The following is an 11,223-nucleotide window of genomic DNA, read 5'->3' as shown; positions in this document are numbered from 1 at the left end:
TAAGAGCACATTTGTTACTAAAATACACATATAAAAATAAATAGCTGTGAATTTACGAAACAAAATTTCTAAAATTTTATTTTTGAAATTTATAATGCGTTTAACAAAACCATTACAAAGGATAAAAGATGAAATTCTTACAAGCTTTACTTTTTACTTGTGCCATCAGTGGCTTAGCATTTGGTGCAGACAAGGTCTATACGATCAAATTTGCTCACGTTGTTGCAGCTTCTACACCAAAAGGCAAGGCAGCTGACTTTTTTGCTAAACGTGCTGAGGAGCTAAGTGGCGGTAAACTAAAAGTTCAAGTCTTCCCATCAGCGCAGTTACTTGATGATGATAGAGTTTTTGGCGCACTAAAGCTTGGCAACGTCCAAATGGCAGCTCCAAGTTTTTCAAAATTTACGCCTATTGTGCCGCAGTTTCAGCTATTTGACCTGCCTTTCATCTTTAAAGACGCAGAGCACCTTCATAAGGTCCAAGATGGCGAGGTTGGCGAGGAGCTAAAAGCCCTTGTTACAAAAAAAGGCTTTGTGGCACTTGATTATTGGGATGCTGGATTTAAGCACTTTAGCTCAAGCAAAAAGCCAGTTCTTGTACCAGAAGATGCAAAAGGACAAAAATTTAGAATCCAAAGCTCAAAGGTACTTGAAGAACAAATTAAAGTAGTTGGTGGTAACCCACAAGTTCTGCCATTTTCAGAGGTTTATTCTGCACTTCAACAAGGCGTAGTTGATGCGACAGAAAACCCACTTTCAAATTTCTATAACTCAAAATTTCACGAAGTTCAAAGCTCGCTTACACTTTCAAGTCACGGATATTTGGGCTATTTAGTCGTTATGAGCGATAAATTTTGGAGCAAGCTACCAGATGATCTAAAAGCAAATGTAAAACAAGCTCTAAGCGAAGCAACAGCTTTTGAGAGAGAAGAGACAGCAAAAGAGGACGCTCACGTCATAGCTGAGCTTGAAAAATACATCGCTGCTAGTAAAAAACTAGAAATTTATAAGATCGATGATACACAAAAGGCTGAGTGGCAGAAGGTTATGCAATCAATCTATCCTAAATTTTATGATGTTATCGGCAAAGACCTCATAGAAAAGACTCTTGGGACAAAATAATGAAGAGTTTTTTTAATGTCCTTGATATAGCGATAGCCTCACTAAATAAAACTATCGCAGTAGTTGGGCTCGCAAGTGGAACATTGCTAGCCTTTGCAAATGTTATGGCTAGATATTTTTTCGATAAAAGCTGGTCTTGGGCGAGCGAGCTATCAAACTATCTTTTTATCTGGTCGGCGTTTTTTGCCGCGGCATACGGCTTTAATAAGGGCATTCACGTCAGTGTAACTATTTTGGTGGAAAAATTTCCACCAGCCCTTGCAAAAGCGTGTTTAATCTTCTCTCATGTACTAACTACTGTATTTTTGTTATTTATCGCAGTCTATTCGATTGATTATCTACAAATTCTTCACGAGATCGAGCAGATGATAATAGACCTTGGCATACCTCAATGGGTCCCTATGGTAGTGCTTCCAATAGCCTTCGTTACAGCTAGCTACCGCTCAACCGAAAAAGCCATAAAAGTAGCTCTAACGCCTGCTGAAAACGTTGTGAGTAACGAGGCACATGAGCTAGCTCATGGTAGCGTAGTCAAAGATTAAGGAGAAAAAGATGACAATAGCATTTTTATTTATCCTACTTTTTGCACTAATGCTAATAGGCGTGCCTGTAGCTGTTTCGCTGGGAACTAGCACCGTTTTAACGATGATATTTTTTACAGACATAGACATCGCTACGATCCCACAGCTTATATTTGATGGTATCAATAAATTTTCGCTAATGGCGATACCGATGTTTATCTTGGCCGGAAATTTACTAAGTAAAGGCGGTTCAGCAAGACGTATCATCGACTTTGCAAAGTCTATGGTCGGACACTTACCAGGTGGTTTGCCTATGAGTGCGATATTTGCCTGCATCATCTTTGCAGCGGTATCTGGAAGCTCGCCTGCGACGGTTGTAGCTATTGGCTCGATTATGTTTGCAGCAATAAAAGAGGCTGGCTATCCAAAAGAGTACGCAGTTGGCGGCATAACAACGGCCGGCTCACTTGGAATTTTGATCCCGCCTTCAGTTGTTATGATAGTTTATGGCGTAACTGCTGAGGTTAGTATCGGTAAGCTTTTTATGGCAGGCGTTGTACCTGGTCTTATGCTCGGCGCTTTTATGCTTGTTCAAACTTATGTTGGCGCAAAAAAGCTTGGCTTTAAAGCAACTAAGGCTGAGCCATTTAAAGTAAGAGTGCAGAAATTTGCCAAAGCATTTTGGGCGCTTTTGATCGTCGTTGTGGTCATCGGCGGAATTTATGGAGGAATTTTTACTCCAACTGAAGCTGCTGCGGCAAGTGCCGTTTATGCGTTATTTATCTCGCTTTTTATCTATAGAGATATAAAGATAAAAGATCTTTGGGATATCTGCCTAGACTCGGCTCTTACAACAGCTATGATATTTTTCATCATAGCAAATGCCGTTGTTTTTGCATATTTGCTAACTAGCGAGCAGATCCCTCAAGCGATCGCATCAATGATACTTGACGCAAATATCGGCATGATAGGATTTTTGATATTTGTAAATATCCTGCTCTTTATCATGGGTCAGTTTATGGAGCCTTCAAGCGTCATCATGATCATGGTGCCACTATTGCTTCCGATTTCAACGCAACTTGGCATAGATCCGATACATTTTGGCATTATCTTAGTTGTAAATATGGAGATAGGTATGGTGACTCCACCTGTTGGACTGAATTTATTTGTCGCAAGCGGTCTTACAAATATGAATCTAAAAGAGGTCATCATGGCATGCTTGCCGTGGACACTTACTTTATTCTTTGGCCTTATCTTGGTTACTTATATACCACAAATTTCTCTTTGGTTGCCAAACATAATGTATGGACATTAAAATTTAGAGGCTCTTGCCTCTAAATTTATGCTTTTGGATCGTAATCCGCACTCATAACGATATTTTTACCACTTCGCTTACCAGCATAAAGTAGATTATCAGCTTGTTTTATCATCTTTTCTAAGCTAAATTCTCCCGTACCATCATGAGCAACTACTCCAAAAGTCATAGTTGCGTTGATCTTTATGTTTTCAAACTCAACTATATTTTTACTCAAAGTCTCTCTAACACGCTCTACGATACTTACAGCTGCGTCTTTTTTTACGCCCAAGACGACTGCTAAAAATTCTTCTCCGCCAAATCTAGCTACTCTATCTTTATCTCTAAATGTATTTTTAAATATGCTTGATAAGCTTTTTAAAACAGCATCTCCTGCGCCGTGTCCATAGGTATCGTTTATCTTTTTAAAGTTATCGATATCACACATAACGATAGCAAAGTCCCTATTTTTATAAAGATCGTTTTGACTTAAAATTTTCTGCATTGAAGTGCGATTTAAAAGCCCTGTTAATGGATCGTGATTTAAGATATTTTCAGCCATCTCTTTTTCCTCTAAGATACTTAAAAATATAAATAAATTTGAGCTCTCTAAAAGGTACGAAACAACAACCGAAAATATACAAACCATACTTAAGTTAAAAACAAAAAGTAGATCTCTAAAGCCGTCAAAATCTTTTACAGGCTGACCATCTAAATATACATAGCAGGCTATAGATAAAATTATTTGCACTGCAACTATTATGTAGTTAAAAAATTTATAGGTAAATGAAGTAAAAAATAGTATTAGCGACGATGCTAAAAACAATAATCCAAATCCATATCCCCATCCAAGTGTCAGCATACAAACTAATGCATGAAATAAAATTTCAAGCTGGACTATAAGCATTGTTATCTTGTTATTTTCAGGGCTATCGTAAATAAGCCTTAAAAGAAAAAGATAGGTTGCCACCGAAAATACATTCATAACCGCTAGAATTTCTTCTTTCATAAATAAAAAGATAAAAAAATAACAGACGTGAGTTAATAATATTGAAAATATGATGATTTTTTGAGCCGTATAGAGTGAAATTCTACGCATCCGAGCCCTTTTTTAAAATTTCTAATTCGATGCGGTCTTTGCCATTTTGCTTGCCTTCGTAAAGCAGCTTATCTACTAAAGTTATGGCTTGCTCAAAATCCACCTCAATACCATTTGCACATATTAGCATGCCAAAGGTCATAGTAACTGGAGTTTTATCTGGAAGTTTTGCGTTATTTATCTGTTTTTTAAGCCTTTTACTCACTTCGTGGATAAATTCTATCTTTGTATCGGGCAAGATTATCAAAAATTCTTCTCCGCCCCAGCGGCAAACATAGTCTTTGCCTCTAAATGATTTCTTTAAAGCGCTGGCTACATCTTTTAAGACCTCATCACCGCAGTCATGCCCGTATGTATCGTTTATTTTTTTAAAATTATCAATATCGCCTAGCATTATGACTAAATTTGTATTACCACTTCTTTCCTTGTTGGCAATTAGTTCAAATCTTAAAGTTTTTTCTATTGTTCTTCTATTTAAAAGACCAGTTAAAAAATCATGCTTTGAGTCTTTTTCAAGCTCTTCCGTCTCTTTTCTTATTTGCTGATATCCACTAGAAGTGATGATATCTGCAAACATTGAAAGTCTTAAAACAATAAAAAAAGCAAAAACAATACTGCATATAACTATCGCCCCTCGTATAGCCGATGGGATCAGCGGTGCCTCATCTTTGTGAATAAAATAAAGAAGTATAAGCAAGATTAATTCTAAAAATGCCATTATATAAGTAAGACTCTTTGAATCAAACGCTAGGAAGTAGTTTATAAAAATTACACCAACAAGTATTATCCAAATTCCAGTATTCCAACCCATAGTAGTAACAATAATAGTAACAAGCAATATGATATTTAGGTGAAATGCAAGGGATATTAATACTCTATATTTTATGTCAAATTTTATTCTAAGCAATATTCCAGCTGCTATAAATAATAAGCACATAAAAAGTAGTGGTGTAGCTATGATCATAAAAAGCAACAAAGATAGTGCATTCGCAGCTATCATAACGTCTAATATCGTTTTATAGATATCATCGATCGCTTTATAACTACTTTGATCTACAAAATCGTGTGTCAAATAAAACTCCCTGTAAATTTATTCCATTAAATTTCATTAAGTATTTTTAATAAGAGTCGTAACTATCCTCATCCTCGTCACTATCTTCGTAGTTGTAGTCATTTTCATCGTAATTATAGTCATAACTATCGCTACTATCGTCCTCATCGTCATTAAATTCAGAGTAGTCTTCTTCTACTTCTTCATAGTCAAAATCATCACTCATTGTTTTCTCCTTAAATTTTATCTTTGACACTTTCAATATACAAGCTTTGGCTTGGGAATGCGAAATTTAGACCATTTTGCTTTAAAATATCCATAATCTTTAGCATTACATCTTGCTTGACATCTAAAAATTCTCCCCAAACGATAGTCTTTGCAAAACAATAAACTAAGATATTTATCGAGCTATCTGCAAAATCATCAACCACGACAAATAAATTTGATTTATACCCAGCATAATCATCAACCGAAACTATACTTTGTCTATATTTTAGCCCTTTTTTCTTTGCTGTTATATCCTCACTTTTGGCAATATCTGGATGATTTATCAACATAGTTTTTATGTCATCTACACATTTTTTAATCTCATCAGTTGTCGCTCCATACTCAATGCCAATTAGCATTCTGATACGTCTACCAACCTTTCTTCTGCTCCAGTTTCTAACAGGATCACTTGCCAGTTTTGAGTTTGGCACAAAGATTAAAGCATTATCAAAGCTTCTAATAGTCGTCTTTCTAAAGCCAACCTCAACAACAGTGCCCTCTATATCACCACAAACTATCCAATCTCCTTGCGAAAATGAGTTATCAAAGAGCATCATAACAGATGCAAAGAAGTTTGCGATAATGTCTTTTGCAGCAAATGCAACAGCAAGACCGCCGATACCAAGTGAAGCTATGAGCGCTGATATATCAAAGCCAAGCTTTTGAAGAATTAGTAAAAGTGCAATTATTAATACAATTACATAGACTACTTTTAAAACTAAATTTACGACCTCTTTTCGTCTACTCTTTTGAGCGATTTTATCGATTATTACTATGCCATAACCATTTAGGATAGTTAAAACAAGCCATGAAAATGCGACTATATAGACGATAGAGAATATATTTGCTAGAGTTAGTGGCACTGGTACTGGATAAAAGCCAACACCTATACAAATATTTAGCGCATAAATGATAAGAAGTGCAGAGATAGGCTTTTTAACGATATCTACTATCTGATCCTTTGCCTCCTTTACGCCTTCGCCTGATGCAATAAGCGACATAAGCCAGTATGTAAGCTTGGCGAGAATTCTTGTAAGTGAGACAAAAAATAAAAATACTACGATTATAACTACGATCTTACCAACGTTAAATTTTGCCGAATTTATAGAAGTTAGCTTATTTATATATTCGACCGTATCGACTAAATTTAGCTCTGATAAGATCATGCTTGAGCTTAGAAGATCAGCATTATTTTTAAGATAGATTAAAATTTCCTCATCAGTCTCTTTTTTTAGATCAAGCTCTGCAAATGCGTTATCGTAAGAGCTTGAAGTCTCATTTAGCGAATCTTTTAGCTCCTTTATACTGACGTAAGAATTTGTTTGTAAATTTAAAAGTCCGTTATCTATCACCTCTTTTATAGAGTTTGCTTTAGCACCTTTTTTAAATATCTCTTCAAGATTAATTAAAGCTGAGAAGTATGCATAATCTATCTTCATTTTCTCAAGCTCAATAGCGCTTTGAACGTAAGCATCTTTGTTTGATTGCTTCTCTAATCTAGCTACTTTTTTTTCTAAATTATTTTTTTGTAAAATAAATTTATCAATATCGTTTTGAGTTACCTCAATCTGCATAACATATAGTGGAATTTTTTCCAAAAGGTCATTTTTTTTCTTTTGAAGTCCAGCTAAATTTGAGTTATCAGCTTTTGTTGAGTTTGTATCTTTTTGCTGTGCTTTTATGATTTGGATTTGATTATTTAAAGTTAAAATTTGATTTGTTAGGCTTAGTATATTTTCTTCTTGTGTTTTATTATTTTCAGCACCAAAAAGCATTATAAATGAGAGCAAGATGATGGTTAAAATTTTACGCATTTTCACCCCTTTTATCCGCTAGAAGTTTAAACGTGCCCTCTTTTAAATCGTAGCTGAAAATTTCGCCGGTTTCTATAATGTAGTGCCAGCCATAAATTTGAAGATTTCCTCTTTCATACTCCTCTTTTACATTTGGATAAGTCATTATATTTTCGATCGAATTTATCACATTTAATCTCTCAGTTAGCCACGCCATCTTTGCTGGATCGTCGCTTGTAAATTTAAGTACTTCTCGCTTGATCGGCTCTATTAGCTTTATCCAATTTCTAACATTTGGCGTGGTCTTGAGCTTTTTTTCATCCATATAAAGCGCTGCACATCCGCCACAGTCAGAGTGTCCGCAAATAATGATATTTTTGATATTTAAAAGCTCTAATGCATATTCGATAGCCGAAGTCGTTGCCAAAAATTCCTCGCTCACTCTATAAGGTGGCACGATATTTGCGATATTTCGCACCATAAAAAGCTCGCCTGGAAGGCAGTTTGTTATCAAATTCGGTACTACTCTTGAATCAACACAGGATATAAAAAGGGTATGTGGGTCTTGTCTATTTTGTAGACTTTTAAAGAGCTCTTCATGCTCCAAAAAGCCATCTTCCATAAATTTTACCGCACCTTCAAGTAGCGAGTCATCCATAGAAATTTATCTCCATTTTTTATATTTTTACGCGATTATAGCAACTTTTATTTAATCTAAAAAATACTTTAATATATAAATTTTTAACTAATATAATTTATTAAAATTCTTTTTATTCATTGTTTAATTATTTTAGGCTAAACTCATTCAAAAATTCATAAGGAGATAAAATGAGTCTGTATGATAGGAACTACGCAAAACAAAATCAAGAAGAACTTGCGTATTCTCAAAGCTCACTAAGTACTTTTATAAAACAAACTTATCAACTTTTTGCAGCATCACTACTTTCAGCTACTGCTGGCGCTTATGTAGGCATTAGCATCGCTGGTGTTTTTGTGGCAAATAGATTTTTGTTTTGGGGACTTGTGATACTTGAGTTTGTCCTACTTTTTGGGCTAATGGCAGCTAAACGCAAAGAGGGATTAAATTTAATACTTCTTTTTGCATTTACATTTGTAAGTGGTCTTACGCTAACTCCGCTACTTTCAGCGATCCTTGCTATGCCAAGTGGTGCTAGTATCGTAGCTCAAGCACTTGGTTTGACGACAGTTGCTTTTGGTGCATTAAGCGTCTTTGCGATGAATACAAAACGCGACTTTACAACGATGGGTAAGATGCTATTTATAACTTTGATAGTTATCGTTGTAGCAGCGATCATCAACATTTTCGTTAAAAGCACGATGTTCCAACTTGTAATCGCAAGTATTTCATCGATCTTATTTAGCGCTTACATACTTTTTGATACACAAAATATCATCCGTGGCAACTACGAGACGCCAGTAGAGGGTGCAGTTGCTTTGTATCTTGATTTTGTAAATTTATTTACATCATTACTACAAATTTTAGGCATTTTTAATAGAAATGAATAATGACGAGCGCATCTACCGAGTGATAGATGCGAATCTAAATAGGCTAAAAGAAGGGCTTCGCGTCGTTGAAGATATAAAAAGATATGTCTTTGATGACGCCAAGCTCGCCTATAAGATAAAATCCCTCCGCCACAAGGCAAAGATCCCGCAAAAAGAATTTTTAAAATTTAGAAATTCTCAAAACGACGTTTTAAAAACTAGCACAAAAAGCGAGCAAGCTAGAGAAAATTTAGATGAGATAATCACTGCAAATTTTAAGCGCGCACAAGAAAGCGCAAGAGTGCTTGAAGAGTGCTTTAAACTTATAAATTTAGAGCGAGCCGAGCTTTTTAAAAGCATAAGATACGAGCTTTATGAGCTTGAAAAAGAACTTTAACTAAAAATTTAAATCTTTTCTTGTATAATCGCAAACTATTATTTTTAAAAAATTTAAAGGAAATTTCGTGAGTTTAATATTTTTAATCTTGCAATTTGTTTTAGCTGTCGTTATCACGATCGCAGTTTTACTTCAAAAGAGCTCATCTATCGGTCTTGGAGCATACAGCGGAAGCAACGAGAGCCTTTTTGGAGCAAAAGGACCAGCTGGATTTTTAGCTAAATTTACTTTTATCGTAGGTATTTTATTTATCTTAAATACACTTGCACTTGGATACTTCTACAATAAAGATCTAAAACGCTCTATCGTTGATAGCGTCGATAGTAAATCTCTAGTCATACCAAAGTCAAACGACGTACCATCAGCTCCTAGTGCACCACAAACTCCAGCAAAATAACAATGATAAAAACACTTTTAGCGTCATTCTTGACGCTAACATTTGCTTTAGCAGACGCTCATATTTTAGTCTATCATCGCTTTGACGATCCAAGACATACAAGCACTGATATTTCTATTAAAAATTTAAGAGAGCAGTTTGAATATTTCAAAAATAATGGCTATGAAGTCGTCAAACTCTCAAAGCTAGTCGATGCTGTAAATGCTGGCGAAAAAATACCTGATAACTGGATCGTCATCACTGTAGATGATGGTTATAAAAGCTTCTATGACAAGGCCCTTAGTGTATTTAAAGAGTACAACTATCCATTTGCACTAATGCTTTATGTGGAAGCCAGTGCAAATAAATATGGCGATTATTTGGATTTTGATCAGATTAAAGAACTTGAGGCTTATGGCGAGATTGGGTACCACTCGTACGCTCATCCAAGGATGACGAAGCTTAGCGATGAGGCATTAAGAGAGGATTTTCAAAAGGGTGTAGAGACCTTTGAAAAACATATGGGCTATAAGCCAAAATATTTCGCAGTGCCATACGGCGAGATCGATGACAGAGTTGTCTCTTTGGCAAAAGAATTTGGTTTTTTAGCACTTTTAAATCAAAACTCAGGTGCGGTTTCAGACAAGAGTGATGTTTACGATCTTTATAGAACACCAGTAATGAACGGTACCAAAATAGCACTAACTTTTAATAGCAAATTTTTAAATGCCCAGTGGATATTTCCAGATAGCTATCCACAAAATAATGCAATAGACAAACTCATTATAAAAACTGATACAAATGCTAGCGAAGGTAGTTTTTTCATGACTGGCTTTGACGGCTTTAAAAAAGTACCTATGGCAAATGGCGTTTTTGAGTGTAAATTTAACCCACCACTCGATAAACGCAAGGTTTTAATATCACTAAAAGTAGATCATCAACGAAGTACAAAACTTCTAATAAAGGACATTAATGCTAAATAAAATTTACGAAACACAAAAAGAGGGCTGCGAAAAAGCTATTGCTTCACTAAAACGTGATTTTACAACGCTAAGAACAGGCAAGGTAAACATTAACATCGTAGATCACGTAATGGTTGATTATTACGGCTCACCAACTCCGCTTAACCAAGTAGCTACTGTTCTTACAAGCGATGCTTCGACTATTGCTATCACGCCTTGGGAAAAGAGTATGATAAAAGCGATCTCATCAGCTATCCAAGCCGCAAATATCGGCGTCAATCCAAACAGCGACGGCGAGAGCGTTAAGCTATTTTTCCCACCGATGACCGTCGAGCAACGCCAAGAAAATGCAAAGCATGCAAAATCAATGGGAGAAAAAGCCAAAGTCAGTATAAGAAACGTAAGAAAAGACGCAAATGATGAAGTCAAAAAGCTTGAAAAAGATAAAGCTATAACTGAGGACGAGAGCAAAAAGGGGCAGGATGAGGTTCAAAAGATAACTGACACCTACACTGCAAAAATCGATACTCTTGTAAAAGAGAAAGAGGCTGAGCTTTTAAAAATCTAAAATTTTTAGAAATTTTCCTTATCTAGCTACTCTTATGTGGCTAGATATTCTCTCAAAATAATATTTCAAAAAAATATTTATCAGCAAGTAATTTAATTTTTTGTCTGTTGTGTTTTTACCTATTAAATATAAAAAACCTAACTACATAAAATATAGCCATCACTTTGTCTTTAAACTATTTTCATGGATTGCTTTAGTTTAAATTCTTATTTTGGATTCGTCTTAAATTCTTTATTCAATATTATTAATTTTATACATATTTATACAT

At 35.3% G+C, this 11,223-nt stretch carries 13 protein-coding genes; 8 read left to right on the top strand and 5 right to left on the bottom strand.

Features of this window, described 5'->3' with window-relative positions:
• Positions 1-128: 128 nt before the first annotated feature.
• The 3 genes from CVS92_RS07740 to CVS92_RS07730 are packed head-to-tail and all read left to right on the top strand — an operon-like array spanning position 129 to position 2,957.
• Positions 129-1,121, top strand: a complete 993-nt coding sequence (locus CVS92_RS07740; RefSeq protein WP_103559406.1) for a DctP family TRAP transporter solute-binding subunit — start codon at positions 129-131, stop codon at positions 1,119-1,121.
• Entirely contained in the window at positions 1,121-1,663 is a 543-nt protein-coding gene (locus CVS92_RS07735) for a TRAP transporter small permease (RefSeq protein ID WP_084041037.1), read from the top strand. Before CVS92_RS07740 ends, CVS92_RS07735 begins: the two co-directional genes overlap by 1 nt.
• 10 nt (positions 1,664-1,673) lie before the next feature.
• Positions 1,674-2,957, top strand: coding sequence for a TRAP transporter large permease (locus CVS92_RS07730; RefSeq protein ID WP_021091123.1), 1,284 nt, complete (start codon positions 1,674-1,676; stop codon positions 2,955-2,957).
• 25 nt (positions 2,958-2,982) lie between these two features.
• Here the strand turns inward: CVS92_RS07730 and CVS92_RS07725 are convergent, their stop codons facing one another.
• From CVS92_RS07725 to CVS92_RS07710, 5 genes are read right to left on the bottom strand one after another with little or no spacing between them, the layout of a single operon-like run.
• The gene (locus CVS92_RS07725; protein ID WP_107789057.1) at positions 2,983-4,035 is read right to left on the bottom strand and encodes a GGDEF domain-containing protein; all 1,053 of its coding nucleotides are present in this window, start codon (positions 4,033-4,035) and stop codon (positions 2,983-2,985) included.
• Complete coding sequence (locus tag CVS92_RS07720) at positions 4,028-5,107, bottom strand: GGDEF domain-containing protein (protein WP_234398718.1); 1,080 nt, start codon at positions 5,105-5,107, stop codon at positions 4,028-4,030. The genes CVS92_RS07725 and CVS92_RS07720 overlap by 8 nt, the downstream gene beginning before the upstream one ends.
• A gap of 46 nt (positions 5,108-5,153) precedes the next feature.
• Complete coding sequence (locus CVS92_RS09065) at positions 5,154-5,312, bottom strand: hypothetical protein (RefSeq protein ID WP_021091126.1); 159 nt, start codon at positions 5,310-5,312, stop codon at positions 5,154-5,156.
• Between the two features lie 10 nt (positions 5,313-5,322).
• A complete protein-coding gene (locus CVS92_RS07715; protein ID WP_107789056.1) occupies positions 5,323-7,167 on the bottom strand; it encodes a mechanosensitive ion channel family protein in 1,845 nt (614 codons plus the stop codon).
• On the bottom strand, positions 7,160-7,804 hold the full coding sequence (locus CVS92_RS07710) for a carbonic anhydrase (protein WP_072595207.1): 645 nt from the start codon (positions 7,802-7,804) through the stop codon (positions 7,160-7,162). Before CVS92_RS07710 ends, CVS92_RS07715 begins: the two co-directional genes overlap by 8 nt.
• A gap of 170 nt (positions 7,805-7,974) precedes the next feature.
• On the opposite strand from CVS92_RS07710, the gene CVS92_RS07705 reads away from it, so the two are divergent.
• From CVS92_RS07705 to frr, 5 genes are all read left to right on the top strand, one after another.
• The gene (locus CVS92_RS07705; protein ID WP_107789055.1) at positions 7,975-8,673 is read left to right on the top strand and encodes a Bax inhibitor-1/YccA family protein; all 699 of its coding nucleotides are present in this window, start codon (positions 7,975-7,977) and stop codon (positions 8,671-8,673) included.
• On the top strand, positions 8,666-9,049 hold the full coding sequence (locus CVS92_RS07700; protein WP_107789054.1) for a thiamine-phosphate pyrophosphorylase: 384 nt from the start codon (positions 8,666-8,668) through the stop codon (positions 9,047-9,049). The genes CVS92_RS07705 and CVS92_RS07700 overlap by 8 nt, the downstream gene beginning before the upstream one ends.
• A gap of 67 nt (positions 9,050-9,116) precedes the next feature.
• Positions 9,117-9,446, top strand: coding sequence for a preprotein translocase subunit SecG (gene secG, locus CVS92_RS07695; RefSeq protein WP_107789053.1), 330 nt, complete (start codon positions 9,117-9,119; stop codon positions 9,444-9,446).
• A 2-nt stretch (positions 9,447-9,448) separates the two neighbouring features.
• Entirely contained in the window at positions 9,449-10,408 is a 960-nt protein-coding gene (locus CVS92_RS07690) for a polysaccharide deacetylase family protein (protein WP_107789052.1), read from the top strand.
• On the top strand, positions 10,398-10,955 hold the full coding sequence (gene frr, locus CVS92_RS07685) for a ribosome recycling factor (protein WP_072595202.1): 558 nt from the start codon (positions 10,398-10,400) through the stop codon (positions 10,953-10,955). The genes CVS92_RS07690 and frr overlap by 11 nt, the downstream gene beginning before the upstream one ends.
• Positions 10,956-11,223: the final 268 nt, after the last annotated feature.

Source organism: Campylobacter concisus (assembly GCF_003048555.1).
In the GTDB taxonomy this organism is placed as follows: Bacteria; Campylobacterota; Campylobacteria; order Campylobacterales; family Campylobacteraceae; genus Campylobacter_A; species Campylobacter_A concisus_AO.
The sequence above is the reverse complement of the archived record's forward strand: the minus strand, read 5'-3'. Positions and strand labels throughout refer to the sequence as shown.

Coding starts and splice junctions, on each gene's coding strand:
- CVS92_RS07740 (WP_103559406.1), top strand. CDS start 129: ATGAAATTCTTACAAGCTTTACTTTTTACTTGTGCCATCAGTGGCTTA.
- CVS92_RS07735 (WP_084041037.1), top strand. CDS start 1,121: ATGAAGAGTTTTTTTAATGTCCTTGATATAGCGATAGCCTCACTAAAT.
- CVS92_RS07730 (WP_021091123.1), top strand. CDS start 1,674: ATGACAATAGCATTTTTATTTATCCTACTTTTTGCACTAATGCTAATA.
- CVS92_RS07725 (WP_107789057.1), bottom strand. CDS start 4,035: ATGCGTAGAATTTCACTCTATACGGCTCAAAAAATCATCATATTTTCA.
- CVS92_RS09065 (WP_021091126.1), bottom strand. CDS start 5,312: ATGAGTGATGATTTTGACTATGAAGAAGTAGAAGAAGACTACTCTGAA.
- CVS92_RS07715 (WP_107789056.1), bottom strand. CDS start 7,167: ATGCGTAAAATTTTAACCATCATCTTGCTCTCATTTATAATGCTTTTT.
- CVS92_RS07710 (WP_072595207.1), bottom strand. CDS start 7,804: ATGGATGACTCGCTACTTGAAGGTGCGGTAAAATTTATGGAAGATGGC.
- CVS92_RS07705 (WP_107789055.1), top strand. CDS start 7,975: ATGAGTCTGTATGATAGGAACTACGCAAAACAAAATCAAGAAGAACTT.
- CVS92_RS07700 (WP_107789054.1), top strand. CDS start 8,666: ATGAATAATGACGAGCGCATCTACCGAGTGATAGATGCGAATCTAAAT.
- CVS92_RS07690 (WP_107789052.1), top strand. CDS start 9,449: ATGATAAAAACACTTTTAGCGTCATTCTTGACGCTAACATTTGCTTTA.
- frr (WP_072595202.1), top strand. CDS start 10,398: ATGCTAAATAAAATTTACGAAACACAAAAAGAGGGCTGCGAAAAAGCT.